This window comes from Halococcoides cellulosivorans (assembly GCF_003058365.1).
Taxonomy (GTDB): Archaea; Halobacteriota; Halobacteria; order Halobacteriales; family Haloarculaceae; genus Halococcoides; species Halococcoides cellulosivorans.
The window spans coordinates 1,595,592-1,622,092 of record NZ_CP028858.1 but is presented as its reverse complement, the minus strand read 5'-3'; the positions used below and the strand labels follow the sequence as shown (position 1 = coordinate 1,622,092).

Below are 26,501 nucleotides of genomic sequence, written 5' to 3'. Positions count from 1 at the left end.
GACTCCCGATCCCGGGACAGTCGTTAACCCGATCCGTCCCGTAGGGTCGTGGATGCGACTCCGGGAGATCGTCGACTACGTCGAATCGATGGAAAAACAACTGGTGTTGTTCAACCTCCCGGATGCGAGTCGGATCGACGAGCGACTGGAGGACTTTTTCGAGACCCAGAACGTCAGGGTTCGGACGGCGCGGACGGCGTCGGGTCGGCCCGCCAACGTCGCCGTCCTCAGTGATCGTGATGGGGTGCGCGCGATCGTCACCGTCGATCGGCTCCGGGACCTCGTCGAGGAGGGGCCGTCTGGCGGTGGCCTCGGGGCCGCCGACGCCGCGTTCGAACCGATTCTCGAACCGCTCAAGGAGACGACGTTCACGGCCTACGATCGCACTCAGATGCTCGCCACGTCCCGGGAGATCGAGGATCGCGCTCGTCGGGTCGGTCGTGGGACCATTCACGCTGGCTTCCAGCGAACCTCACTGATGGCCCGGCAGGCGTCGATCTACCGCGATCTCTCCGAGCGTGGTCTGACCGTGCACACCTACGGCGTCCCCGATGGAGTGGTGCCGGAACTGGGGGCCGGCACCGTGCACACGACCGAAGCCGACGAGATCGCCCAAACATGGTTCGTGGTGTTCGACGGCGGCGGCAATCCGACCCAGAAGTCCGCACTCCTCGCTGAAGAACGCCGACCGGGGCAGTTCTACGGGGTGTGGACCTACGACGGTGTGATCGTGGATCGCATCCTCGATCGACTCGAAACCGCCTACAGTTTCGATCCCGAACGCCAGTCTCGTTCCCGGCCGTAATCTGTTCTCGTCCCGGCCGGTTCGAAACGGGTCGCCTCACCCCGAATGGATCGCTCCGATGTGATGGGTCTGAGTGAATCCCACCGTTGAAGCAGTCACGTCGCTCGTCGGAACTTTGTATTGATAATATGAACAACATAATTATGATTTATTCTGCTGTAGTGCTGCTATGGCACAGCACGACTCGCCTGCCGAGCAGAGTCGGGAGTCGGTCGCGTGGAATGACGTCTCGGAGGACCGAGACCCGACACAGTCCGTCGACTCGGATCCGGGCGACGAGCGGGGGGATCCCGCCCAGGCCCTCGTCCGGAGCATTCTGGACGGCCTCCAGGAACCGACGCTGGTGGTCGACGAGGACGGTCGGATCACTCATGTCAACGATCGGGCACTCGAACTGTACGACACCACCGAGGCGGAGGCCGTCGGTGACGCTCCCCACGACCTGCAAGCCGAGGGCAGCGAGGCGAGCGACATCGTCTCCGAGGCGCTCGCGCGCGGCGAGGACATCCAGCAGCGCGCAGAGACGGTGCTCGTGGGCGACACCGAGACGCCCCTCGAACGGACGGTGACGCAACTCTCCGACGAGACGGGCACGGTGACGGGCGCGATGCTCGTCGACGCAGAGGTGACCGAACACCGCCGCCAGCGCGAGAAAACGCAGTTCCTGGAAACGTACCAGCGTGACGTTCTGGACGATCTCCAGGGCACGTTCGAGCGTCTCGCGGCGGGCGATCTGACGATCGACCCGACGGTGCCAGAACCCGCCGAGGACTACGCGGAGGCCCAGGCCGTCTACGAGGAGTTCCTCACGTTCAACGATCACATCGGTCGAGCGACCGACAACATCCGGTCGGTCGTGGGGGCGTCGATCGAGAGTGCCGACGACCTGAGTTCGACGAGCGAGTCGCTCAGCGCGAACAGCGAGGAGGTGACGGCGTCGATCCAGCAGATCGACGCGGGGTCGACCGAACTGGCCAGTGGGGCGGACGATCTGGCCGACCAGTCCCAGCGGGCTAGCGAGACCGTCGACGACCTCTCGGCGTCGATCGAGGAGATCACCGCGACGCTCCAGGAGATCGACGCCCAGTCCGAGTCGGTGGCCGACATCGCGGAGACGAGCGTCGACGACGCGAGCGTCACGGTCGAACAGATCCGGGACGCGACGACTGCGACCTCGACGGTCGCTGAGCGTATCGACTCGCTGGAGGACTCGATGGCAGAGGTCGGAGACATCATCGACATCATCGCGGATATCGCAGATCAGACGAACATCCTCGCGCTCAACGCGAACATCGAGGCCGCCCGCGCGGGCGACGCCGGCGATGGGTTCGCTGTCGTGGCAGAGGAGGTCAAATCGCTGGCCGAGCAGTCCCAGGACTCGGCCGACGAGATCGTCACGATCATCGAGAGCGTCCAGCACCAGACCAGTGATCTCGTCGAGAGCATCGAGGACGCCAACGACGAAGTCGAACAGGGGGCCGACGAGGTCGATGACCTGGCCGACCGACTGGAGACGATCGACGAGCGAATCGGGGAGACCAGTCAGGGCGTCGGCGAGATCTCCGACGCCGTCGAATCTCAAGCCGAAAACACCGAAGTGGTCAACGCGGCCATCGAAGACACCGCGGGGATGAGCGAGGAGATCACGGCGTCGATCCAGCAGATCTCTGGCGGGGTCGACGAGCAGGCGACCGCGATGGAGGAGGTCGCGGCCAACGCTCAGGAACTCGCGGTGATGAGCGACCGACTTCACGACCGGGTGGCGTTGTTCAAAGTCGACAGCGACGAGTCGGCCGATCTCGACGACCTCGACGACGTCGACGTCTGAGCGTCCAGGGCAGATCACTCACGCCACATCTCCGAGTCATTCGAGCGCGCCTGTCAGGCCTTCGATCGGGACATCTCGACGATGAGTTGCTGTATCGAGTGAGCGGGGCCGTCGACGACGCCGTCAGGACTCTTCGCGATCGCCCGCGAACTCCTCCCAGAACACGGTTTCGAGGCCCGCCTCGTGGTCGGCGTCGAGATAATCGGCTTTCGTCAAATTCGCCTCCTCGATGAGCGCGGCGGCCTCGCCCGCCCAGACGTAAAAGCCGATCAGGGTGTCCTCGCGCATCGCGTCGAGATCGACCGAGTGATAGACGTTGACGAACCCACCCGATTCGCGGTTGAGTTGGGATTTCTGGAGCAGGCCCAGATCCACGAGTTCGTTCAGATAGCTCCGGATCGTGCTCTCGTCGTAGTCGAGTTCGGCGGCGACCTCCGCCGGCGAGAGCGGACCCTCCCCGACGACACACAGACAGATGTCCAAACCCGCCCGCGGCAGGCCGAACGCGTCGAGCAGCACCTCCCGGAGATCGGGCGGCTGGATCTCCATCGACGGCTCCCGGACCCGTTCCATCGGCTCGTCGTGACAGGTCATCCCGCCCTCGCAGTCCTGCATCGAGAGGACGACGTTCGCACAGTCCTGACACCGGTAGATCGCGTACGGGCGGTCGGAGAGGTCGTCGCCGGCGGTCGGTGACGACTGGAGGGCATCACGAGATTCGTCGGGCATGCCTCGATCCTCGTGGGCCGACAGTATAGGCGTTCTCGCTATCGGCAGTCGTCGGGGTCGACGACGATCGGGCCACACTCCACGTCGAGCGCCAGAAACTCTCGCCCGGTCACTGTCGGTCGATAGCGGTCCCCGTCGCCCTCACGGGCGAGCAGTTCACACGCACGGAGTCGATCGATGCGGCCGGCGATCTCCTCTGGATCCCGATCCAGGATTGTCCCGATGGCTGCCACCGAGACCGGTCGGTCCGTACGATCGTAGCGAGCGACGGCGGCGGCCAGGACCGGGCAGTTGGGGTCGTCCATTGGAGTGGGCGATCAGAGTCGTCCGCCGAGGATCGGTATCTCGACCATTGGGATCACACTCGGTCGCCCGAGTCGCGTACACCTACCAAGTGGTTCCACCGATTAATGCGCTGTTGAGGTGGGTGAAACGGAATTACCTCAGCGAAACCCGGCCGGACGGTCGCGATCGGCACCCCCTCATCGATCGTGGACGGCTTCGAGTTCTTCGGCCCTGGACTCGGCCGCTTCGACCTCCTCGGTGCCGAGGCCGTGGGCGAACAGGACTGACGCGTCGAGCTGCGAGGGCAGATACCCCGCCGAATCGTCGTCGCTGGCCTCCTGATCCGCCCCCTGCACGAACGGGAGTCGCGAGAGCACCGATCGGAGCATAGCCGAGATGACGGTCCCGCGCACGAAAAACGTTGAGTCCACACCCCTCGACTGCCGCCGACCCCCCGACGACGGGCGACCGATGCGATCGAACGACGTGGCTGGACGGCGTTCTTGGGGGCCAGTCCATTCATTTTTCTGGGAGACGAAGGTTCCGTATGAGGGTTGCTATCAAGGCATTGGTTGTCGGTGGTACAGTGGCGTTGGCAGGCTGGATCGGTTGGGGACTCTACTCATCGAGAACGGCGGAATCGATCCCCTACGAGCACCGTGAGACGATCGACGGCGTCGAACTGCGGGAGTACCCAGAGACGGTCCTCGTCGAAACGACGGCTCCGAATCAGCGAGCCGCATTTCGCCGCCTGTTCGACTACATTTCTGGCGCGAATCAGGGCGACGAGTCGATATCGATGACGGCACCGGTCGAAACGGAGGGTGGCACCTCGATTTCGATGACCGCTCCCGTTCGGTCGGCGTCGGCCGACGAGTCTGGCGATGGCGTTCGGATGGCGTTTTACCTTCCGCCGGAGTACGGCCCCGACACGGCCCCGGTACCGACCGATTCGAACGTACGACTCGTGGTCGAACCACCGAAGACGGTCGCCGTGGACCAGTTTTCCTGGTACGCCCCGGACTGGCGGGTCCGGCGGCACGCTCGAAAGCTTCGCGCGACGCTCGATCGCGAGGGGATCGATGCTCGCAGTGACTATTCGCTCCTCCGGTACAACGATCCGTGGACCCCACCGTTCATGCGGCGGAACGAGGTGGCGATCGACGTCGCCGACGAGGGCTCACCGATCGAGATTCGAGGCTAATCCGAGACCGTCAGCAGCTGTCGGGCCGGCCACCCCGCGACGCCATCTTGATGCTGGGTCACTGCTGCTGAGAATCCGTCGACTGGAGCCGCCACGGCAGTCTGATCGGCCCTGCCCTCCCCCCGGTTACCCGCTCCTCAGGTGCAGTTTTATTCTGTCCAGCCGACTGATCGAGCGTGACTCGACTCGACCTGCTCGACATCGACGAGATCCCTGACACGTATCACTATCTGTTCACCGACGACTACCTCGGTGATCGCCATATCTTCCGCGTGTGGGCGCACAACCCCGAGATCCTCGAAGCCACGCTGGAGTATTTGAATACCCTCTACGACCAACTGACGCCCCGCACGAAAGAACTCGTCATCCTCACCGTCGCCCGCACACATCGGGCCGAATACGAGTGGCACCAACACGTCGACATCGCGCGTCCGAAGGGCGTCGACACCGTCGACATGCGTGCGATCGGCGGCGACGACCTCTCGGTGTTTCCCGACGCAGAGTACGTCCTGCTCCAGTACGCCCGCGCGGTTGCCGAGGGATCGGTCACCGATCAGATTCACGACGCGCTCGCGGCGGTGTACGATCCCGGCGATATCGTCGCGATCGGCCTGCTCGTCGATTTCTACGTCGGCCTGTGTCACTACGTCGCGTCGGTCGATCTGCCCTTCGAGGGCGGCGACTTCGTCGGCTGGACGCCCTCGGACGAACGCATCGACGAGTTCTTCGGAGAGTGATGGACGTCCCCGTTCGCCCGCGCGTCTTCCTCGCCGGCGCGATCACCGCGTCGGCGGGCATGGTCGCGGTCTCGGGAGCGACGCCGTCGCTCGGCGCGGACGCGCTCGCGGCGTTTCCGACCGCCCAGTTTCTCGCGCACTGGTGGGTGTTCCCCGCCGCGACCGTGTTCTCGACGATCGCGCTCGCGGCGGGCGTCTCGGGGGCGCTCTTTTTCAGCCCGTTTTTCATGCTCGCGGTCGGCCTCTCGCCCGCGCAGGCGATCGGGGCGGGCCTGCTGACCGAAGTCTTCGGTATGGGCAACGGGCTTCGCTCGTACGTCAAACAGGGCGTCGTCGATTACGACACCGCGACGTGGCTGCTCGTCGGGGCGGTGCCCGCGACGGTCGTCGGGGCCCTGCTCGCCCACGCGGTCGACCCGACCCTGCTCAAACTCCTCTTCGGGGCGGGACTCGTACTGCTCGGGGCGTTTCTCGTCTACTACGACCCGCCGGAGGACTGCGAACAGGGCGAGTGTGAGGGCCCGTTCCTGGAGGCGAAAAATTCGGGTCGGGGCACGACCACGATCCAGGCCGCCGACGGCGAGACGTTCACCTACGACACCTGCTGGCGCCCGCCGGGGCTCTCCTTAGCGACGATCGGCGGGTTCATCACCGGCCTGATCAGCGCGGGCCTGCCCGAGATCGTCACGACCCAGTTGATCGTCCGGTGTCGCCTCCCGCCGCGGGTCGCCGTCGCGACCAGCGTGTTCACGCTGGGGATCGCCGCCGGCGCGGGCGCGCTCGTCCACGCGCTGTCGGCGACACCGGTGTGGTACGTCGTCGCGTGGTCGATCCCGGGCGTCATCGTCGGTGGCACGATCGGCACGCGCGTCGGGAAGTACGTCCCGAGCGATCTGATGGAGATCGGGCTGGGCGTCGTCTTCGGCCTGGTCGGTGCGCTCGTGCTCGGGGTCGAACTGCTCGCCTGAGTCGGACGTCCGGTCGGTGTGAATGGACCGCTGCGCTCGAATGGTCACTCGCCCTGCGGTCGCCTGGCGATGGGTGGTGACTCTCCGTCGCTCTCGTCCGATATCTTTTCTGCGGTCCACGCAAAAACTGAGTTAGCATGGTTCGATGTCCGAAAGGTGCCGCTCGAATATTGCTATACCTCGTCACCATTTTGCCGTTTCTGGCCGTGATCCCGCAGTTCGTTTTCGAACTCGATCGAATACACTCGATCTCCGACCTGCTCGTCGTCATTTTGTTCGGATCGATACTGCTCGTGATCCTCGTCGGTCTCTGGCGCAACCCCATCTGGTGGGACCACGACCGTCTCGGAACCGGTGACGGTATCGTGGACGATCGGTTCGCCTCTCCTGGATCCATGGCCAAACACAACTGGAGGAAATCGATCCGTCGCATTCCCGACGACCAGGATGACGACGATTGAACGCTGGTCGAACCGCTGATAGATGGACGGCTCTCGACCAGTTCGAACTGACGCCCCGGTAACTCTGAGGTGACCTAGCGTTTTCCGTGGAGCGGCCGCAGGTCGGTGTGTATGAGTGACGACTTCGATCTGACCGCTCCGGAACTGACTCCAGAGGACCTCCTCGTCCTCGACGACCTCCACTTCGACGCAGACAGCGTCGCGCTCGTCACGGGCGCCGCGTCGGGGATCGGCCAGGCGACCGCCGTCGCGCTCGCCGCGAACGGACTCACCGTCGTCGGGGCCGACATCGACGGCGACGGCCTCGCGGATACTGCCGCGACGATCGACGATTTCGACCTGCCCGGCCCGTATCACCCGGTCGAGACGGATCTGACCGACGACAGCGACGTGGACGCGGTCGTCGCGGCCGCCGCCGACGAGGGCGATCTGCGCTACGTCGCGAACATCGCGGGGATGCAACACATCGCGCCCATCGCGGCATTCCCGATGGACAAATACGACCTGTTGACCGACATCATGCTTCGTGCGCCCTTCTATACCGCGAAGAAGGCGATCCCACACATCCAGGCGACCGCGGACGGCGTCGGTGCGATCGCGAACATGTCCTCGATTCACGGCCAGTACGCGACGCAAGCGAAGCCAGCTTACATCACTGCGAAACACGGGATCACCGGGCTGACGCGGGCGATCGCCGCCGAGGGCGAGGGCACCCTGCGTGGCTTTTCGGTGTCGGTGGGCTACGTCCTGACGCCGCTGATGGTCGATCAGATTCAGGATACTGCCGCCGAACGCGGGATTAGCGAGCAGGCGGTTGTCGAGGACGTGATGCTCGGCCAGGCCCGCACGAAAGCGATGATGACGCCCGCCGAAGTCGCGAACCTGTTCGTGTTCGGCTTCTCCTCGCACGCCGGCCACCTCAACGGCGCGGACCTCCTGTTCGACGGTGGGTACACCCACACCTATGCGTGAGCGCACCGACGGACTCGCGGTGAGGCATCGATGAGTGATCCGACACGCGTGGCGATCGCCTGCCAGGGCGGCGGGAGCCACACGGCCTACACCGCGGGCGTGCTCGAAGAACTGTTCAGAGAGTGCGACTGGGACGACGAGTTCGAACTCGTCGGCATCAGCGGCGCGTCGGGCGGCGCGTTCAACGCGCTCGCGGCGTGGTACGGGTTCGTCAGCGAGGGGCCCGATCGGGCCGCCGAACTGGTCGATGCGATCTGGAACGATCTCGCCGCGACGGAGTTCGGCGATCGCCTGCTGAACGGCTGGCTCAAACAGCTCAACGCGCTCCATGCCGCCGGGGTGCCGCTCCCGGAGGTGAGCCCCTACGATGTCCCAGGCGAGGAGATCGGCAAGACCCGCATCCGTGAGGTCCTGGAGACCCACGTCGACTTCGACGAGATCGAGGCGTTCTGCACGCGCGAGGCTCCCGAACTCGTCGTCGGCACGGTCGACGTCAACGCGGGCGTCTTCGAGACGTTCGTCGACGAGGCGGTGACCGTCGAGGCGGTGCTCGCCTCCGCCGCGGTCCCGAACGCGTTCCAGGCCGTCGAGATCCACGGCCACTATCACTGGGACGCCCTCTTCAGCCAGAACCCGCCGATCGACGACCTGATGGGCCAGCCACCGGCACGCAAGCCCGAGGAACTCTGGATCGTTCAGGTCAACCCCCAGACCTTCGAGGGCGAACCGAAAACTGTCGAGGAAATCGCCGACCGGCGCAACGAACTGTCGGGCAACATCTCGATGAACCAGGAACTCCGCTTCGTCGAGCAGGTCAACGAGTGGATCGAGGATGGCCGATTGCCGCCCGAGGAGTTCTCGAAGACGGCAATCCACCGTATCGCGATGGGGAAACGGTTCGGTGCGTCGTCGAAGATCGATCGCGATCCCGACTTTCTCGACGAGTTGCAGGCACTCGGGCGCGAGCGGTGTGGCGAGTTCCTCGACGGGCGGTGACCGCTCGATCGCTCAGGATCGGCCGGGGTCGTCCCCGGGGTCCCAGTCACGGGCGACGGGCGATTCGCTCGCGTCGATGGTATCGAGCAGCCACTCGCTCGCCGCGTCGAGAGCGTCCGCATCGACCCCACTGAGTTTGATCCGGTTGTGTCGCCGATCGCGGTCGGGATAACAGCCGACCCGCACGTCGAACCGATCGCGCGCCGCGGCCAGTGCGTCGGTCACGTTCGCCTCGGGTTCGACGGTGTAGAGGAGTCGCGAGGCGACCTCGCCCGAAAAGTCGTCGGCAATCTCCTCGAACATCGCTCGCATCTCGCCGGGAATCCCCGGCAGGACGGACACCGACTCGATCCGACAGCCAGGGGCGAGCCCCGCGGGGTTCGAGAGTGGCGTCGCACCCGCCGGGATCGATGCCTCTGCCTCGGGGTCGATGTCGAGTTCCGGGACCGAATCACCGATGTCTGCGAGGCGATCTTCGACCTCGCGCAGGGAAACTTCGCTGACGGCCATCTCGCGGTCGAAGGCGTCGGCGACCGCGGCCATCGTCACGTCGTCGGGTGTCCCGCCGATCCCGCCGGTGACGATCACGGCGTCGAAGGCCTCGTGATAGGCCCGAACGCTGTCGGCGATCAGGTCTCGCTCGTCCGGGATCGTCAGAATGCGACGGACCTCGACGCCCCGATCGGTCACCTGCTCGGCGAGCCAGGTGGCGTTCGTGTTCGTCGTGTCGCCGGCCAGCAGTTCCTCGCCGACGGTGAGGATGGCGACCTCCATCGCCACTCACTCGGGCCGCCACGCCCCTCAACGTTGCCGTCCAAACCGGTCAGCGGGGCCACTGGGCACGTGATTCGCGAACCCGGTCTTTGGCGCGGTCCGCCTCTTCGTCACTCCACGCCCCGGTCTCGATCGGGATCGACGTCCCACTCATTCGGATTTCGCGCCGGGATTGGTCACCGCGCCGTTGGCCGCCGAATCGAACAGGTCGCCGTACTTCCGGAGGACGCCGCCCTCGTACTGCTGGGCGGGCGGTTCGAAGGCTTCGCGGCGACGCTCCAGTTCCGCCTCGCTCACGTCGAGATCGAGACGGCGCTCGCCCACGTCGACGGTGACGATGTCCCCGTCTTCGAGCAGGCCGATCGGGCCGCCGACCGCCGCCTCGGGCGCGACGTGACCGATCGAGAGCCCACGGGTCGCGCCCGAAAAACGGCCGTCGGTGATCAGCGCCACGTCGTCGGCGTGGCCCTGGCCCGCGACGGCGCTGGTGACGCCGAGCATCTCGCGCATGCCCGGACCGCCGCGTGGGCCTTCGTTGCGGATGACGATGACGTCGCCCGATTCGACGCGGTCGTCCTGGACGTACTGCATCGCGTTCTCTTCGTGCTCGAACACGCGTGCGGGGCCCTCGTGGACCGTATCGACATCGCTGGCGGTGACCTTCAGGACCGAGCCCTCGGGCGCGAGCGACCCCTCCAGGATCGTGATCGCACCGGTCGTGCGGAACGGATCGTCGACCGGACGGAGGTAGTCGGCGTCGAGCGATTCGATCGCGGGCGGGTCGATCCGATCGAGGGCCTCGCCGAGCGTCTCGCCGGTGACGGTGAGCGCCTCGGCGTGGAGCAGGTCCGCATCGCGCAGCGCCCCGAGCACGACCGGGACGCCACCGACCTCGTGGAGGTCGTTCATCACGCGCTCGCCACCGGGCTGGAAGTTCGCGATCTTCGGCGTCCGATCGGAGATCGTATCGAAGTCGCCGATCGACAGGTCGATCCCCGCTTCGGCGGCGAGTGCGAGCAGGTGCAACACGGCGTTGGTCGACCCGCCGATGGCGACCTGGAGTGCGATCGCATTCTCGAAGCTCTCGCGGGTGAGAAAGTCTGACGGGGAGCGGCCGTCAGCGACCGCGTCGAGTGCGAGTTCGCCGGCCTCGCGGGCGACGGCGTCGCGCTCTGGATCCTCGGCGGGGGCCGAGGCCGCACCGAGCGGCGAGAAGCCCAGCGCCTCTGCGATCGAGGCCATCGTGTTGGCGGTGAACATGCCGCCGCAGGCCCCCGCGCCCGGGCAGGCCTGCCGTTCCATCTCGTCGAGTTCGTCTTCGCTCATGTCGCCGCTGGCGACCGATCCGACGCCCTCGAATACGTTCTGGATCGTGATCGCGCGCCCGTCGTGCTCACCGGGCTTGATCGACCCGCCGTAGAGGAACACGCCCGGCAGATCGGCGCGAATCATCGCCATCATCATCCCGGGCATGTTCTTGTCACAGCCGCCGAGTGTCACCAGACCGTCGACGTACTCGCCGAAGGCGACGAGTTCGACCGAGTCGGCGATGACCTCTCGGGAGATCAGCGACGCCTTCATGCCTTCTGTGCCCATCGAGATCGCGTCCGAAATCGTGATCGTCCCGAACTCGATGGGCATCCCGCCCGACGCCTCGATCGCGTCGACGGTCTCTGCGCCCACCTCGTCGAGGTGGACGTTACACGGCGTGACGTCCGCCGCGGGGTTGGCGACGCCGATCATCGGCGCGGAGAGGTCCTCGTCGTCGAACCCCATCGCGCGAAACATCGCGCGGTGGGGCGCGCGGTCTGTGCCCTCGGTGACTTCCGACGAGCGGAGGCCGTCGCCGTCTGAATGTTCGACCATATGGCATTCACCCGTCGCGGACGCTTAAAACACCCTCCCCCGGCAGGTGAGGGATCGATCGCTTTTCCACCTGCCTCAGTTCGGTCGAGAAGTCACTCGACGTCGATCGACCAGTCGAGGTCGACGATCGACCGCGGCGTCTCGTCTTCGTCGACGGCCTCGCGGGCCTCCGGATCGATATAGAAAACGGCGTACCAGGTGCCCCGGGGGAGGGTCAGGTCCCATTGGAGTGGGTCGTCGGCGCTGGCCGACCCAGTGAGGTCCTGGCCGTCGACCACCGCGGACTCTGCCTCGTGCCCGTCGGCGTAGTACTGGAAGTTCATCTCGTCGTAGAGCACGACCGATACGGGGAGGCCCTCCTCGACACTGACGTCGAGGACGAACTCGGCGGGCGAGTCGTTCCAGAACTCCCGATACGGGTCGTAATCGTATTTGATGTCGAGTTGTTCGGTGTTCGCATCACCCTGTTGCTCTGTCGTCTGTGCGGTTTGTGTGGACTGGCTGGATTGACTTGCCAGTCCGACGGCGGTGAGCATCGACAGCCCGATCTTGAACGGGAGCATGATGAGCGAGACGAACAGTCTGCCGAACACAGCTCCGAAAAATCCCATGCTGGTGCGATCGATCGCCCTCTATTTCAACCTTTTTCCATCGAAACAACGGCCGAAACGACGAGTGAGTCCGCAGTCGACGCGCCCGAGGGCCTGACCTGTGTCGTCCCGTCGACGGCCAGCTATCGAGCGTCGCCGGAGTCTCGTCCCGGGTCGCAGATCAGCGGTAGATCGCCCCGAACTTCTCGTCGACGTACGTGAGGAACGGATCGGCCGTCAGCGCCTCGCCGGTCGCTTCCTCGATCAACGCGGGCGTGGTGTAGCGCTGGCCATGCTGGTGAATCTGTTCGCCGAGCCACTCTCGAATCGGGTCGAACTCGCCCGCGCGGACGCGCTCCGGGACGTCGAATGCCTCGCGCACCGTCGCGTCGAGCTGTGCCGCGAGCACACTCCCCAGCGAGTAGGTCGGGAAGTATCCGAAGTTGCCGTGCGACCAGTGGATGTCCTGGAGTGCGCCCTGTGCGTCGTCAGCGGGGCGAATCCCCAGATACTCATCGTATTTGTCGGCCCAGACCTGGGGGACCTCGTCGACGGCCAGATCGCCGCGGATCAGGTCGCGTTCGATCTCGAAGCGAATCGCGATGTGGAGGTGATAGGTCAACTCGTCGGCTTCGACCCGGATCGGGCCGGGTTCGACCTGGTTGGCCGCGCGGTAGAGTGCCGCGGGATCGGGCGTCGCGGTCCAGTGCTCGTCCAGAATCGGCCGGGCCCACTCCCAGAATTCCCGCGTGCGCCCGACGTGATTCTCCCAGAATCGCGACTGGGACTCGTGGACGACCAGGTCACGTGACTCGCCCAGTGGGGTCCCGTAGGCGTCCTGTGGGAGTCCCAACTCGTAGGTCGCGTGGCCGAACTCGTGGACCGTCGAGCCGACACCGTCGAGGGGATCCGACGGATCGAACCGGGTGGTGATCCGGCAGTCGAACTGGTTGCCCGACGTGAACGGGTGCGTCGAGGTGTCGAGTCGCCCGCGGTCCCAGTCGAAGCCAAGCCCGTCGAGCAGCGCGCGGACGCCGGCCTCCTGATCGGCGGCGGGCACCGACTCGTCGAACGGATCTGTCGGATCGACGTCGCTCGCCGCAATCGCCTCGATCAGCGGCGGCAGGCGATCGGTGAGTCGGTCGAGAATCCGCTCGGTCGTCTCCACGTCGAGATACGGCTCGAAATCCTCCATCAGGACGGCGTAGGGATCGCGATCGGGGTCGATCGCTTCGGCGTACTTGCGTTTGAGTGCGACCAACTCGTCGAGGGCGTCCGCGAACGCGTCGAAGTCCGATTCCTCGCGGGCCTGCTCCCAGACTGGCAACGCTTCGGTCGACGCCTCGGAGATCTGGGTCACCAACTCGTCGGGCACGCGGACCGCGCGCTCGTGGCGACGGCGGAGTTCGCGAACGATCGCCCGATCGTCGCGCTCCAGATCGCGCGATTCGTGCTCCTCGATCCAGTCGGCGACCCGGTCGTCGGTGAGCAGGTCGTGAGTCACCGTCGAGAGCGCGGATTTCTGGGCCGAGCGGGCGGGCGTCCCGCCCTCGGGCATCGTCACCTGTTGGTCCCAGGAGAGCACGCCCGTCGCGTCGTTCAGTGCGCTCAGTCGCTCGATGTGATCGCGAAAGTCGGCGTCGAGATCGGACATACCGGGGCTGGGGGCGGGGGCGTCATGTGGGTTTGGGGTCGCAGGACATCGGACGGTGACGTCCCTCGGTGCAGTCCTTCGATGTTCTTTTTCATCTCGATTTGAAACACGAACCGATGGAGTCTCTCACCGTTTCCCGCTCTCGGGAGGACACGCTGACGGTGGTGAAAGCGGCCCTCGAAATAGCCGATCCCATATCCACGTACCGCGTCGACGGGGAGACGATCACGGCGAAGACTGGTCATAGGCCACTGCATTTTCGATTTGGCAGCGTGATCACAATAGAGGTCCCCGGGGACCAGCAGACAGTTTCGGAAACGCTTTTAGTGATATCCGAAGAGGTAGATGCCGGCCTGAAGTTTCGATCCAGATCTAACTTTCGGCCTGAAGACAGTGTTTTCGATGCGATAGAAAATCTCGAAGAGATTCCGATCCAAAAAATCGAACAGGACTTGGACCGCCAGTATTCAGGGTCTCGAAGCAAAGAGGTCGATCGGCCTCGGGATCAGGTAGGTGGGAAGCTCAAAGCGGCGTTATTGTCGGGTCTGTACGCACTCCTGGGATCCGTTCTCATGCTGGTCGTCCTGTTCGCGCTGTCGCCCTGACTGTCCGACCGACGTTTCGGCAGGCCCCAAACCGACACGCCTTAGCCGCCCCCGGGCGAACGCGTGCTCAGGTGGGGTGGCAGAGCGGCCGAACGCGCCTGCCTTGAGAGCAGGTCCCGCCGTGAGGCGGTTCATGGGTTCAAATCCCATCCCCACCGCTCGATTCTCTCGCAGTTTCAGTCCGCCATCGATCGCGATCGTTTTTCACGCGGCGCTATCAACTGCACGTATGGCGACACTCGACGCCCACCACGTGGGCATCACCGTCGAGGATCTGGATCGATGCGTCGACTTCTATCGCGAGACGTTCGAGTTCGAGGTGCTCGATCGCTTCGAGGTCGCGGGCGAGGCGTTCGAACGCGTGACCGACACCGAGGCCGCAGCGGACTTTGTCCACCTCGACGCCGGCGGTGTCCGTCTCGAACTCGTGCGCTACGACCCGCCGGGCGCAGCGCCCGCGAGCGACGACCTGCAGGACGCGGGCACGACTCACCTCGCGGTCGCCGTCGACGACGCCGGGGCGTTCGTCGCCGATCTGCCTCCAGAGGTCGAGACGGTGAGCGACCCGCAGACGACCGCGAGCGGGACCACGGTGTGTTTCCTGCGCGATCCGGAGGGGAATCTCGTCGAACTCATCGAGACCTGAGGTCCTCAACACGCCGCCACGAGGACTAGTTTTAAGGCTGATTCGGGCCGTAAGATACGAGAACGATGACGGGGGAAGACACCGGACACCGGACGGACGGGTATCGACGGACGCGACGGGGACGGACGCGGCGGAACTTTCTCCGCCTCGCGGGCGCGGGGACGCTGGGGACGGGGCTGGCAGTCGGCGCGACCGAGGTCGGCGCGGCCGCGACTGGCATCCCGACGCCGTGGCTCCAGCGCGAGGGGAACCTGCTGGTCGACGACACGGGCGAGCGCGTCACGCTGCGGGGCGTGAACGTCGTCGCGCCCGGGCGAGCGAATCAGAACCACTGGCGACGCCCCGTCCCGGAGACCATCGACCACGCCACCGATCCCGAACGGGACTGGTACGCTCGCGTCATCCGGGTGCCGATCCAGCCCGGTGGCGTCACGGGGTCGAACGACGAAGAACCGGACTCCGTCGCGTTCACGCGATCGGAACTGGAGACGTACTGTGCGGACCTGCTCGACCCGGTCGTCGAGAAATGCGCCGAGCGTGGCGTCTACTGCATTCTGGACTATCACCGCCACAAGACCGACGATTACACGCGCCCCGAACTCCACGACGAACTCACGCTGTTCTGGGAGACCGTCGCGCCACGCTATGCCGACCAGAGCCACGTGCTCTACGAGGTGTACAACGAACCGATCGGGCCCTACGTCGGCGACGGCCAGAACGACGACCGGGGCCTGCTCCACGACGACGCCGAAGACACCTGGCTGAACTGGCGCGAGACCGCTCAGCCGTGGGTCGACACGATTCGCGACGCCGCCAGCGACAACATCGTCCTGATCGGATCGCCGCGGTGGAGCCAGTGGACCTGGTGGGCCCCGAACAACGAGTTTTCGGGTGACAATCTCGCCTACGTGGGTCACGTCTACACTCACGAGGGCCTGCGCCCGCTCTCGAAGTACTTCGGCGAACCGGCCGCGGAGGTGCCCGTCTTCATGTCGGAGTTCGGCTACCAGAACGAGCGCCACGACGGCGCACCCGTCCCGCCGTTCCTGAAAGGCACCACGTCGACCGCCGGCGCGGAGTTCGAGCAGTTTTTCGCCGACCACGACCACATCCACTGGCAGGCCTGGTGTTTCGATCACTCCTGGGCGCCACCGATGTTCGAGTTCGACGACGCGACCCACGAGTGGACGATCCAGGGTGGCGAAGACTACCAGGGCGTGTTCTTCCGTGACCTCCTCAAAGAACTCAAAGACACGAACGTCCCGGGCGGGACCGACCTCGATCCGATCGAGGGCACTGTCCCGGCCGACCGCGACGGCGATGGCCTCCACGAGGACTTCAACGGGAACGGCGACCTCGACTTCCCGGACGTGAATCGGTTCTTCCAGCACACCGACGCCTCGGCAGTCCAGGACCACGTCGGGGCGTACGATTTCACTGGTGACGGCACCGTCGATATGCAGGACGTTCTCGCACTGTTCGAGGCGGTCTGATCGGCCGGTACAGGCCCAGAACGCGGGATCGCCGTTTTCGACACAATCTTTAAATCTATTCAGATTGTACGTGAAAATTGTGAGCGACTCGGCCGTTCGTCGGGGCGAGCGGCGAGAGTCCGGACTTCACCATGACAGAGACACACAACACACAGGGGACGGGCGAATCGGCATCGACGTCGCGTCGGACGTTTCTGAAGACAGCAGCGGGCGGGGCCGTGCTCGCGAGTGGGATCTCGGCCGGGGCGTTCGGGTCCGTGAGCGCGCAGGGGATCCCGACGCCGTGGCTCGACGTGCAGGGCAACACACTCGTCGATCCGAACGACTCGACGGTCAAACTGCGTGGGCTGAACATCGCAGATCCCAAACGCCTCAACGTCACCGCGCCGGCCCGGGGGAAAGACGCCTCGCAGGTCGTCGATCTGGTGACGAACAACGAGGAGGGCTGGCACCCACGCGTCGTCCGGGTGCCCTGCCAACCGGTCGACATCGGTGAGAACACGCCGGGGCACATCGACGGCGCGCCCGAACCGCCGGCGTACACGCAGTCCCAACTCGACGACTTTCTGGAGACGCATCTCGATCCGGTGATCGACCAGTTGGAGGCGGCGGGCGTCTACGCCATCGTCGACATGCACCGCCACTGGAAGCCCCTGAAGTGGGCCTCGGGCGTGCCGACCGCCCAGGACGATCCGAAAGAGATGATCAACCAGGACCTTCACGAGGAGGTCATGATGTTCTGGGAGACCGTCGGGCCACGGTATGCCGACCGCTCGCACGTCATCTACGAAATCTACAACGAACCGACCGAACCCGGGATGTGGGCGGACGTCCTCGAACGCGACTGGGTCAAATACGTCTGGGACACCTGGCAGGCGATGGCTCAGCCGTGGGTCGATGAGATCCGCAAGACGGCCGACAACCACATCATCGTCGGGAACCCTGGCTGGTCGACCAGTCCCGAGGGTGCGCTGTACGATCCGTTCGACGGTGGGAACCTCTCCTACGCCTACCACATCTATCCCGGCCACAACCCCAGTATGAACGAGAACTGGGACGCCGAGGCGACCAATGCCCAGGGCGTCGCTGCGGGACCTGACGGCGACGAAACATCGGTCTACGAGGAGTTCCCGCTCTTTGTCACCGAGTTCGGCTGGGACAATACGATCGTCTCGAATTACCTTCGTGGGTCCACCTCGGACTTCGGTGAACCGTTCATGGAGTTCCTGGAGTCGAGTCCCGCGATCAACTGGACGGCGTGGTGTGCCGATCCGATCTGGCTGCCGAAGATGTTCACGCTGGGCGATTGGGCCGGCGGCGACGGGTTCGGTGACTCGGTTGGCCACCCCTACGAGGACGACATCCCGGTGCTGTGTGAGGATCGGCCGTGCTCGTGGGACCTGATGACCGGCGAGAACATGGGTGCGTTCATCAAGCAGGCGCTGGCCGATCGGAAAGACGACCTGGTGCCCGGCGGCGACGGACTGCCGAGTACGACCCCGACCACCACCGACGACGGCACCGACAACTGGTTCGACGACGCGACCGACCCCGACGGCGACGGTCTCTACGAGGACGTCAACGGTGACGGCGAGTTGAACTTCCCCGACGTGAACACGCTGTACCAGAAGACGGGGTCGGCGCCCCTCCCGGAGACCATCGAGATGTTCGACTTCAGCGACGACGGAGAATTCACCGCCCAGGACGTCCTCGCGCTGTTCGAGATGGTCTGACCGCGACGGAGGACACACCACGCCGACAACTGTGGGTGTCGGGGAGGGGGGGGGGTTCCCCGATGACGACACTGGCCCGAGCGAGTTGGTCACGACGAAGCGATCCCAAAATATTATTTGTTTTCAGTTTGAATATTGAGATAACGTCCACGACCGGTGGTGGTCGGGGGCTCCGCTCCAGGGGATCATCATGACGACGGGACACACAGACGACGGCGACCGGCACCGAGCAAAAACAGCAGGGGTCTCACGGCGGCGATTTCTACAGAGCGGGGCCGTGACGGGAGCGCTGGCGGTCGGCGGGGGGCTCACGGGGCCTGCGTCGGCACTCTCCTTTGCAGAGCCAGGGATCGAATCGTTCGCCCCACTCGACGTCGACGCGGACAATCGGATCGTGCGCCGGGACACCGGCGAGGTGTTCAAGATCCGTGGTCTGACCGTCCCGGATCCGAAGCGCGTCGCGATCACCGAACACCTGCGGGGAAAGACCTTCGAGCAGATGGTCTCGCTCGTCACCAGCAACGGGAACGGGTGGCACCCCAGAGTCATTCGGATTCCGGTCCAACCGATCGACATCGGTGAGCACCCCAACGGGAACACGGGCCCGACCTGGGGCGAGTTCGCCCCGGAGGTCGTCGAGGACGAGTCCAACGAGTTCATGTACGAGGACCGGCGGCTCCAGCGGCCACCGCAACCGCCGGCGTTCACCGAGGAGCAACTCGACACGTATCTCGACGAATACCTGGACCCCGCCGTCGAACACTGTCGAGAGCGGGGCGTCTACTGCATCGTGGATTTCCATCGCCACTGGCACGAACAGCCGCCAGGCGACGGTCGGGGGAGTGGCCCGACCGGGATGGGACCTGAGGGCGACGCCGAGGCCGAGAATCACCTCGCGTACGACAGTGAGTACACCAACTACTGGGCGTACAACGCGTTCTACGGCACAGACCATCCGGCGTCCTGGCTCGCCGTCGACCAGAGGTTCCGGAACAACATGGACGATGGGTACGTCAGCGAACGGATGGTCGAGAGCGGCGACACGCCGTACACCCAGTGGCAGGTCAACGAGGCGCTTCGCGACGAGGCGCTCATGTTCTGGCACGTCGTCGCAGATCGGTACGGAGAGATGGACCACGTCATCTTCGAACCGTACAACGAACCGGCTGCGCCCGGCATCTTGGGCCCGGTCGAGGAGTACGGCGCGTACAAGGTGGTCCCGCTCTGGAAGACGTTCGTCGACGACTTCGTCACGCCGCTGATCGACACGATTCGCGAGCACGCCCCCGACACGCACATCATGATGGGGACACCCGGGTGGTGTCAGGGCGCGCAGGGCGTCCACTGGCAGGCGTTCCCCGACGACAACGTCTCGATCACCTATCACAACCACCCGGGCCACGGAGTCAGCAAGGAGCAAAACTGGCTCAACGAGAAGTGCATCGGCAAAGGCTGTTGGGAGGACCACGAGACCCAGGGCCTGCAAGAAGCGATGGACGTCCATCCGGTTGCCGTCACCGAGTTCGGCTGGCAAAACGAGGAGTACACCGAAGACGAACTCGGCATGTTCGATGTCGATCTCAGCTACTGGCTCGAAGGCACCGTCGAGAGCTACGGCCGACCGTTCGTCGAGGCGATGGAGTCCGACGACCGCATCTCATGGGTCGCGTGGGGGGCCGACGTTCGCTGGCTTCCCACGATGTTCCGGAGAGATTTCACGATCAACGAGGGGGACTTCGAACTCACCGACGGGAGCTGGTACGACACGCCCAGAGAGGAGTATCCGGTCAACTGCGAGGAGTTACCCTGTTCCTGGACACTCTGGGAAGCCCCGAACATGGGCCAGTTCGTCAAGGACACGCTCGCGGAGCACGAAGACGACCGCGTGCCGTTCCCGAGTGAATTCGGCCCGACAGACCCCGACGGCGACGGACTGTACGAGGACGTCAACGGCAACGGAAAGATGGATTTTCCCGACGTGAACGAACTGTTCCGGGGCGTCGAATCTCCGTCGATGCAGTACAACGCCCAGAAGTTCGACTTCGACGACGACGAAATCCTTGACCTGCAAGACGTCCTCGCGCTGTTCGAGATGGTCTGACCGGTCGCGTCCGCCGGGTCCGAGCCACTCAAAAGGGCCGCCGACGTACGCCGCGACGTGTCGAAACAGGTCCTCGACGTGGACACGCTGTTCTGTCACGAAGAGGGCCGGGACTATCGTATCGCAGCCCTTCGCGACGGCGAGCGCCTCTTCGGCGGGAAACTCGAAGTCAAGTCGACCGACGCGGGCCCTCGCCCCGCGCGAATGCGCGTCCGGCGAGGCAGCGACGAGGATCTCCGCTCGCCGGACCAGTTCGTCGACCTGGCGCGTCGGGCCGACCGGATCCGCATCTCCGAGCAGACCTCCGCCCGCGGGCGGCGCGAACTCGCCGCGCTGTTCGACGGCTACCAACTCGACGCGACGGTCGTCCGGACCTGTCGATACTGCGCCGACGCCGGTCAGTATTCTCCGATCACCGACGACACCGCGATCGAAGCCGACGGCGAGCAGATCTGTCCCCAGTGTGCACGCGAGGAACTCGACCGCGAGGTCGCGTACTCGGGATCGATCACGAGTCGAGCCAAGAACCGCCTCGAAGACCTCCTCCTGGAGGTCCAGGACCTCGATCGGATCAAGGGCCTGCTCTCGGGGACGCTCGATCCCGATCTCACGAAAGTCGACGAGATCGCGGCGACGATCGACCAGGTCGATCCCGTCCGCGTCGCTGATCTCGATCTCCATCCCGAGTTGAGCGACGCGCTGCAAGATCGCTTCGAGACGCTGCTGCCGGTCCAGAGCCTCGCCGTCGAGCATGGCCTCCTCGACGGCGCGGACCAGTTGATCGTCAGCGCGACCGCGACCGGAAAGACCCTCGTGGGCGAGATCGCCGGCATCGATCGCGTCCTCCGCGGCGAGGGCACGATGCTCTTTCTCGTCCCGCTGGTCGCACTCGCGAATCAGACCTACCGGGACTTCCAGGAGGACTATCCCGACCTCAACGTGAGCCTCCGGGTCGGGTCGAGTCGGATTGCCGACGCCGCCGACGGCCGATTCGATCCCGGCGCCGACGTCATCGTCGGGACCTACGAAGGCATCGATCACGCACTCCGGACGGGCCGCGATCTGGGGTCGATCGGGACGGTCGTCATCGACGAGGTCCACACGCTGGGCGAACTGGAGCGAGGCCACCGCCTGGACGGACTGATCGCCCGACTGAAGTACGTCACGAGCGACGCGCAGTGGATCTACCTCTCCGCGACGGTCGGCAATCCCGGAGAGTTGGCCGAGCACCTCGACGCGACGGCGATCGAGTTCGAGGAACGGCCCGTCCCGATCGAACGCCACGTCACGTTCGCGGACGCCTACGAGAAAGTCGACGTGACGAACAAACTGGTCGAACGCGCGTTCGACAGCAAATCCTCGCTGGGCTATCGCGGCCAGACGATCGTGTTCACCAACTCCAGGCGGCGGTGTCACGAAATCTCACGCCGCCTCCAATACGCGTCGGCGCCGTATCACGCCGGCCTGGACAACCGTCGTCGCGAGCGCGTCGAGAACCAGTTCGCAGAGCAGGAACTGGCCGCCGTCGTCACGACCGCCGCGCTCGCCGCCGGGGTCGATTTCCCCGCCTCGCAGGTGATCTTCGACTCGCTGGCGATGGGCATCGAGTGGCTCTCCGTCCAGGAGTTCCACCAGATGCTCGGCCGGGCGGGCCGGCCGGATTACCACGACCGCGGGCGGGTGTACCTCCTCGTCGAACCCGACGGCGTCGTCCACGGCGGCCAGGAGCGCACCGAAGACGAAGTCGCCTTCCAGATCCTCTCCGGCGAGATGGACGCCGTGACGACGCCCTACGACGGGCCGGCCGCGATCGAAGAGACGCTCGCGAACCTCGCGGTCGCCGGGGCCGACGCCAAGCAGTTGAACGAGGCGCTGCTCGGGGAAATTCCGACCAAACACGCGATCGGCAAACTGCTCGACTACGACTTTATCGACGGGTTGGAGGTGACGCCGATCGGCCGTGTCGTCACCGAACACTTCCTCACCCCCGAGGAGGCCTTTCTCATGCTCGACGGCGCACGGAAGGGCAAACCGCCGGACGCGATCGTGGCCGACATCGAACTCCGCGAGGACGACCTGTAGCGCACGCGGCGCCGCTGTCCGCTGTCGCTCTACGGCGACCGCAACTCAGAGCCCAATCCATGATCAGAGCCCCAGCCAGGACCGCACTCGCGCGAGGAGGTCGACGCCCTCCTCTCGACGCTGTTCGAAGATCGGGTGGAGCGCGTTTTTGAGATCGCCCTCGGATTCGTAGGTTCGGTCGTCCAGGTCCGCGAGCACGTCGTCGACGGGAACTTCGCGACCGGCGGGATCGACGGCGATCGACCGACCGGCGAGTGTGGCCCGCACCTGGTCGCGATCGGTCGGAAACGTCAGGTCTGCCTCTGAGAGCAGGCCGTCGAACGCGACGATGCCGAACTCGACGGTGTCGGGATCACCGACCCCGTCGCTTTGCGGTGGCCGAATCCCCATCGAGTGGGTCTTTGCGACGCGCCCTCGAAAAACTGACGGGCCGTCGACACCGATAAGCCCCACCCACCCGGAGGGCCGACCGTGTTCGAGTCGGTCTCGCTCCCGGTCCACCAGATCGGGTTCGTCGTGTCAGCGACTGTCGTCGCTACAATCGCCTGGCGACTGGTCGACCTGCCCGAGGCGGTCGGGAGTCGACTTCGCGGTCGGTTCCTCGTCGGCGTGCCGTGGGGCACCGTCCTGACGGTCGCCCTCGTCGGGACGGTCTACCTGACCGCTCAGGGTGGCCTGGATCACTGGGGCGACCCGCTGGTCATCCCCTATCGCGCCTGGTCGTATCAGTACCCGCTCGGGATCCTCGCGAGCGGCCTCTCACACGCCTCCTCGGGACACCTTCTCGGGAACCTGATCGCGACGCTCACGTTCGCCCCGATCGCCGAGTTCGCGTGGGGCCACTTCCCACCAGGGCGGGGTCGATCGGCGTTCGGTCGCTGGCGCGACCGGCCGACCGTCCGGATCGCGGCCGTACCGGTCGTGGCCCTGATCGGGGCCGTGTTGACTGCGGCGTTCGCCTGGGGGCCCGTGATCGGGTTCTCGGGCGTCGTGTTCGCGTTCGCCGGCGTCGCCGTGCTCCGCCATCCACTCGCGACGCTCGTCGCGATCGTTCTCGGTACCGGCGTCAGACTGGCGTACACCGCGCTCGTCGAACCGATCGCCTTCGCCACGCCCGCTGTGACCTCCTCGACACCGTGGTGGGCCGGCGTCGCCGTCCAGGGCCACCTGTTCGGGTTCGGGCTCGGCGTCCTGGCGGGGCTGGTACTCGCCTGGCGGCGGGACTGGACGCTCTCGGCGGCGTGGATCTGGGCGGGAACGCTCGGGTTCGCCCTGGAGCAGAGCCTCTGGGCGGTCTTCTGGGCCGGCGATGGCGGCTACTACCTGTTTCGGGCCGCCGGTGCGGTCGGGATCCTCGCGCTCGCGACGGTCGTCACCGCCGCGGCGACCGGACGGGGTGCGATCTTCGACGACCCGATCGGGCGCGCACTCGACGGCACGCCACTCGATCGTCTCGACTGGGGGATTCCGACGCGTGGGACGGCGATCACCGTGCTCGTGGGCGTGCTCGCGGTCACCGGCGCCGTCGCCGTCACGGTCAACCTCCAGACCGTCGACGATCCCGGCCCCGATCGAGCCGTCGAGATCGCGGACTACCGGGTCGGCTACGACGAGGACCGCGAAACACGGCAGGTCTCGGTGTTCGACGGGGTCGTCCCCAACGAGTCGCTCTCCTGGAACTTCGAGGCCAGCGGGGTGATCGTCACCAGCCAGGAGCGGTCGATCTGGACGGTCGCCGTCCCGACCGGTCGGCTGGAGCGGTCGAACAATGCGAACGTCGTGATCGGCGGCCCGGACTGGCGACGGACGATCGACGTCCGCCGTCGCGGGTGGGCCGTCCCGGACAACGGAACTGTGTACGCCGTCGACCTGCACCCCGACGGTGGAGAACGCCACCGGGTCTACGAATCCACCGCGACGACGGCGAATCTGAGCGTCGCCGCCCGCGAGGTCACGATCGAACCCACCGGCGGTCGGTTCGCGCTCGTCGTCGACGGCCCGAACGGCAGTTCGCGGGGCCGCGTGCCCTGGCCCGGCGAACGGACGACCGTGGGCGGACTCACGATCCACCACACCGACGGCGCCCTGTACGCCAGTCACGCGGAAACGCGGGTGCGCATCGCCAGCCGAATCGGGGCCACGCTCGACACCGACGACCACGTCGTGACGCTGGGCGTCGATCAGTCAGTCCACGCGATACGATAGATCTCCACGTCGATCTCGTGGCGATCGGCCTCGTGAAATGCGAACTGCCGATCGATCGGGAACGCCGTCTCCCAGGCGTGCGTCACCCGACCGCCGTGATCGTCGACAAAGGAGTGGACGAACGACTCGCTGCCCGCGTTGTGGATCGAATACGAGACGGTCGCGATGGACGCTGCAGTCGCCAGAAACTCCCGATCGGCGTGTTCGGCGCCCGCTTGCGCACCGAACGGTGGGTTCGAGAGCACCGTCGCCGGCCCGCGCAGTCCCGGGCGGCGCGCGTCACCCTGGACCCAGTGGACCGGTGATTCGGGATCGACGCGGGTCGCGTTCTCGCGGGCGATCGAGAGGGCCGCCCGATCGCGATCGACGCCGATCACGCGATCGGGCCCGCGCGTCGCCGCGCCGAGGGCGAGCACGCCCGTCCCGGTCCCCAGGTCGACCACCGTCCGACCGGCGAGATCGCCCTGGAGCGCCGCGGTGTGGACGAGTTCTGCCGCGATCTCCGCCGGCGTCGGGTACTGTTCGAGATCGACGCGTGGCTCGTCGAACGGCTCACACGCGCTCAATCGTCGGGCGAGACGCCGCCGGTCGCTCATACGCGGAGTGAGCCGGCCGGCCTCGAAAAGGACTCGGTCGCTCTCGGGGGCGCTGAACGGTCGCCGGTGCCGTGGACGCTACCAGGTGCCGTGGAACGAATCGAATTCGAGGTCTTCGAGATCGCGATTGCCGACGGCGATCTCGTACTCCGGCGGGGTGAGCACGGGCACGTTGAACTCCGCGCCGTCGTCGGTCGCGACCCGCGGGCAAGCGGTGTTGACGTACGCGTCGAGCCCGAAGTTTCGCAGACGGCCGGGATCGATCTCGTCCATCGTGATCTCGACGGCCATCGGATTCGATTCGACGATGTCGGTCGCGATCTCCGGACGGCGCTGGCCGACTTTCGTCGAGACGATCACGCCCCAGGTCTCGGCGTCCATCGCGCGGTGGATCGCACCGTAGCGCTGTTTGATGAAGCGTTCGGTGTCAGCGACGTTGAGCGCGTTGTTCACGGGATCAGCGATGACGACGCGCTTCTCGGGGTGATCGAGGGCGAGGCCGAGCGGGTGGAACTTCCCGCCACCGACATAAAGGATCTGCTCGACGTCCATGTTCGCGCTCTCGTAGTTACAGCCGAGCACCTGACCCTCGTGGGTGAGTCGATCGTCGCCCTTGCGGGTGTGGACCTCGTAGCCGGCCGCTTCGAGTTGCTCGCGGATCTCCTCCAGGTGATTGAGGTGCTGAGCGGTCGTCACCAGGCCACAGTCGGGGTCCTCACGCGGCGGATCGAGCAGTTCCTCGATCGCGCGATCGACGATGGGCGAGGGGTCGACATTCGAGTACAGCGGAACGTAGAGCACGTTTTTCTGCTCTTTCATCGGGCTATGCCCGAAGTGCACCAGGATGTCCGCGTTGCGCATCAGGTGCAGATCCAGGTCACAGGCCCCATAACAGGGCTCGCCGGAGAGGACGATGCGTGTCTCCGAGAGCCGATCGCGGAGCGCGCTGGCGACGTCCGGCGCACGGCGTTTCAATCCTTCGGGAAACTGCAAGCCGACGGCGTCGGCCTCGCGTTCTCGGGCGGCGTTGACGATCCGATCGAGTTCGTAATCCCACTCTCGATCGTGTTTCAGCGCCGTCCCGGAGCGTGCGAGGTCGCCCGACGACCGGTCGGACGATTCGGGGGTCATGGAGCCAGAATAACGCGCCCCCCAATAAAACAACGGCGTT

The 26,501-nt window shown here is 65.6% G+C and carries 25 protein-coding genes and 1 tRNA gene; 16 read left to right on the top strand and 10 right to left on the bottom strand.

The genetic code is table 11. The annotated features are described in order from the left end of the window. Window positions 1-52 precede the first annotated feature (52 nt). Both HARCEL1_RS07995 and HARCEL1_RS07990 read left to right on the top strand, forming a co-directional pair. The gene (locus HARCEL1_RS07995) at window positions 53-805 is read left to right on the top strand and encodes a DICT sensory domain-containing protein (RefSeq protein ID WP_108382148.1); all 753 of its coding nucleotides are present in this window, start codon (window positions 53-55) and stop codon (window positions 803-805) included. Between the two features lie 169 nt (window positions 806-974). Continuing rightward, window positions 975-2,633 (top strand): methyl-accepting chemotaxis protein, encoded by a 1,659-nt coding sequence (locus HARCEL1_RS07990; RefSeq protein WP_108382145.1) that lies wholly within the window; start codon window positions 975-977, stop codon window positions 2,631-2,633. A gap of 123 nt (window positions 2,634-2,756) precedes the next feature. On the opposite strand, the gene HARCEL1_RS07985 is transcribed toward HARCEL1_RS07990, so the two are convergent. From HARCEL1_RS07985 to HARCEL1_RS07975, 3 genes are all read right to left on the bottom strand, one after another. After that, the gene (locus HARCEL1_RS07985) at window positions 2,757-3,362 is read right to left on the bottom strand and encodes a helix-turn-helix domain-containing protein (protein WP_108382143.1); all 606 of its coding nucleotides are present in this window, start codon (window positions 3,360-3,362) and stop codon (window positions 2,757-2,759) included. Between the two features lie 38 nt (window positions 3,363-3,400). Continuing rightward, on the bottom strand, window positions 3,401-3,667 hold the full coding sequence (locus HARCEL1_RS07980; RefSeq protein ID WP_108382140.1) for a helix-turn-helix domain-containing protein: 267 nt from the start codon (window positions 3,665-3,667) through the stop codon (window positions 3,401-3,403). Between the two features lie 177 nt (window positions 3,668-3,844). Then, window positions 3,845-4,036 (bottom strand): hypothetical protein, encoded by a 192-nt coding sequence (locus HARCEL1_RS07975; RefSeq protein ID WP_108382138.1) that lies wholly within the window; start codon window positions 4,034-4,036, stop codon window positions 3,845-3,847. Window positions 4,037-4,194: 158 nt separating this feature from the next. Between HARCEL1_RS07975 and HARCEL1_RS07970 the strand changes: the two genes are divergently transcribed. The 6 genes from HARCEL1_RS07970 to HARCEL1_RS07945 all read left to right on the top strand — a co-directional run bounded on the left by HARCEL1_RS07970 (window position 4,195) and on the right by HARCEL1_RS07945 (window position 8,985). Next, a complete protein-coding gene (locus HARCEL1_RS07970; RefSeq protein ID WP_174182923.1) occupies window positions 4,195-4,851 on the top strand; it encodes an SOUL family heme-binding protein in 657 nt (218 codons plus the stop codon). 176 nt (window positions 4,852-5,027) lie between these two features. Continuing rightward, window positions 5,028-5,588 (top strand): carboxymuconolactone decarboxylase family protein, encoded by a 561-nt coding sequence (locus tag HARCEL1_RS07965; RefSeq protein WP_108382134.1) that lies wholly within the window; start codon window positions 5,028-5,030, stop codon window positions 5,586-5,588. Next, a complete protein-coding gene (locus HARCEL1_RS07960; RefSeq protein WP_108382132.1) occupies window positions 5,588-6,556 on the top strand; it encodes a sulfite exporter TauE/SafE family protein in 969 nt (322 codons plus the stop codon). The genes HARCEL1_RS07965 and HARCEL1_RS07960 overlap by 1 nt, the downstream gene beginning before the upstream one ends. 170 nt (window positions 6,557-6,726) lie before the next feature. After that, window positions 6,727-7,017 (top strand): hypothetical protein, encoded by a 291-nt coding sequence (locus HARCEL1_RS07955; protein WP_159077062.1) that lies wholly within the window; start codon window positions 6,727-6,729, stop codon window positions 7,015-7,017. Window positions 7,018-7,128: 111 nt separating this feature from the next. Further along, window positions 7,129-7,989, top strand: coding sequence for an SDR family oxidoreductase (locus HARCEL1_RS07950; protein ID WP_108382127.1), 861 nt, complete (start codon window positions 7,129-7,131; stop codon window positions 7,987-7,989). Between the two features lie 30 nt (window positions 7,990-8,019). Continuing rightward, the gene (locus tag HARCEL1_RS07945) at window positions 8,020-8,985 is read left to right on the top strand and encodes a patatin-like phospholipase family protein (protein WP_108382124.1); all 966 of its coding nucleotides are present in this window, start codon (window positions 8,020-8,022) and stop codon (window positions 8,983-8,985) included. Between the two features lie 12 nt (window positions 8,986-8,997). On the opposite strand, the gene HARCEL1_RS07940 is transcribed toward HARCEL1_RS07945, so the two are convergent. From HARCEL1_RS07940 to HARCEL1_RS07925, 4 genes are all read right to left on the bottom strand, one after another. After that, window positions 8,998-9,759 carry a competence/damage-inducible protein A gene (locus tag HARCEL1_RS07940; protein WP_108382121.1) on the bottom strand — a complete coding sequence of 254 codons (762 nt, stop codon included), beginning with the start codon at window positions 9,757-9,759 and terminating at the stop codon, window positions 8,998-9,000. 150 nt (window positions 9,760-9,909) lie between these two features. Beyond that, window positions 9,910-11,625, bottom strand: a complete 1,716-nt coding sequence (gene ilvD, locus HARCEL1_RS07935) for a dihydroxy-acid dehydratase (protein WP_108382119.1) — start codon at window positions 11,623-11,625, stop codon at window positions 9,910-9,912. 92 nt (window positions 11,626-11,717) lie between these two features. Next, complete coding sequence (locus tag HARCEL1_RS07930) at window positions 11,718-12,236, bottom strand: hypothetical protein (protein WP_159077061.1); 519 nt, start codon at window positions 12,234-12,236, stop codon at window positions 11,718-11,720. A gap of 160 nt (window positions 12,237-12,396) precedes the next feature. Next, window positions 12,397-13,869, bottom strand: a complete 1,473-nt coding sequence (locus HARCEL1_RS07925; RefSeq protein WP_108382114.1) for a carboxypeptidase M32 — start codon at window positions 13,867-13,869, stop codon at window positions 12,397-12,399. A gap of 116 nt (window positions 13,870-13,985) precedes the next feature. Between HARCEL1_RS07925 and HARCEL1_RS07920 the strand changes: the two genes are divergently transcribed. The 7 genes from HARCEL1_RS07920 (at window position 13,986) to HARCEL1_RS07890 (ending at window position 22,529) form a co-directional block, all read left to right on the top strand. After that, window positions 13,986-14,474 (top strand): hypothetical protein, encoded by a 489-nt coding sequence (locus HARCEL1_RS07920; protein WP_108382111.1) that lies wholly within the window; start codon window positions 13,986-13,988, stop codon window positions 14,472-14,474. Window positions 14,475-14,544: 70 nt separating this feature from the next. Then, window positions 14,545-14,632: transfer RNA gene (locus tag HARCEL1_RS07915), tRNA-Ser, on the top strand. A 71-nt stretch (window positions 14,633-14,703) separates the two neighbouring features. Beyond that, the gene (locus HARCEL1_RS07910; protein WP_108382109.1) at window positions 14,704-15,120 is read left to right on the top strand and encodes a VOC family protein; all 417 of its coding nucleotides are present in this window, start codon (window positions 14,704-14,706) and stop codon (window positions 15,118-15,120) included. 65 nt (window positions 15,121-15,185) lie between these two features. Next, window positions 15,186-16,613 (top strand): cellulase family glycosylhydrolase, encoded by a 1,428-nt coding sequence (locus tag HARCEL1_RS07905; RefSeq protein WP_108382106.1) that lies wholly within the window; start codon window positions 15,186-15,188, stop codon window positions 16,611-16,613. 131 nt (window positions 16,614-16,744) lie between these two features. Beyond that, entirely contained in the window at window positions 16,745-18,346 is a 1,602-nt protein-coding gene (locus tag HARCEL1_RS07900) for a cellulase family glycosylhydrolase (protein ID WP_108382104.1), read from the top strand. Between the two features lie 277 nt (window positions 18,347-18,623). Next, window positions 18,624-20,447: a cellulase family glycosylhydrolase gene (locus tag HARCEL1_RS07895; protein WP_159077060.1), complete on the top strand. Its 1,824-nt coding sequence runs from the start codon at window positions 18,624-18,626 to the stop codon at window positions 20,445-20,447. A gap of 57 nt (window positions 20,448-20,504) precedes the next feature. Further along, on the top strand, window positions 20,505-22,529 hold the full coding sequence (locus tag HARCEL1_RS07890) for a DEAD/DEAH box helicase (protein ID WP_108382099.1): 2,025 nt from the start codon (window positions 20,505-20,507) through the stop codon (window positions 22,527-22,529). Window positions 22,530-22,592: 63 nt separating this feature from the next. Here the strand turns inward: HARCEL1_RS07890 and HARCEL1_RS07885 are convergent, their stop codons facing one another. Continuing rightward, on the bottom strand, window positions 22,593-22,919 hold the full coding sequence (locus HARCEL1_RS07885) for a hypothetical protein (protein WP_108382096.1): 327 nt from the start codon (window positions 22,917-22,919) through the stop codon (window positions 22,593-22,595). An 81-nt stretch (window positions 22,920-23,000) separates the two neighbouring features. Here HARCEL1_RS07885 and HARCEL1_RS07880 point away from each other — a divergent pair, with 81 nt between their 5' ends. Beyond that, complete coding sequence (locus HARCEL1_RS07880) at window positions 23,001-24,734, top strand: rhomboid family intramembrane serine protease (protein WP_108382094.1); 1,734 nt, start codon at window positions 23,001-23,003, stop codon at window positions 24,732-24,734. Here the strand turns inward: HARCEL1_RS07880 and HARCEL1_RS07875 are convergent. Both HARCEL1_RS07875 and dph2 read right to left on the bottom strand, forming a co-directional pair. Continuing rightward, on the bottom strand, window positions 24,710-25,330 hold the full coding sequence (locus HARCEL1_RS07875; RefSeq protein ID WP_108382092.1) for an METTL5 family protein: 621 nt from the start codon (window positions 25,328-25,330) through the stop codon (window positions 24,710-24,712). The two genes, HARCEL1_RS07880 and HARCEL1_RS07875, sit on opposite strands and share 25 nt — an antisense overlap. A 78-nt stretch (window positions 25,331-25,408) precedes the next feature. Next, window positions 25,409-26,461 carry a diphthamide biosynthesis enzyme Dph2 gene (dph2, locus tag HARCEL1_RS07870; protein ID WP_108382089.1) on the bottom strand — a complete coding sequence of 351 codons (1,053 nt, stop codon included), beginning with the start codon at window positions 26,459-26,461 and terminating at the stop codon, window positions 25,409-25,411. Between the last annotated feature and the right edge of the window lie 40 nt (window positions 26,462-26,501).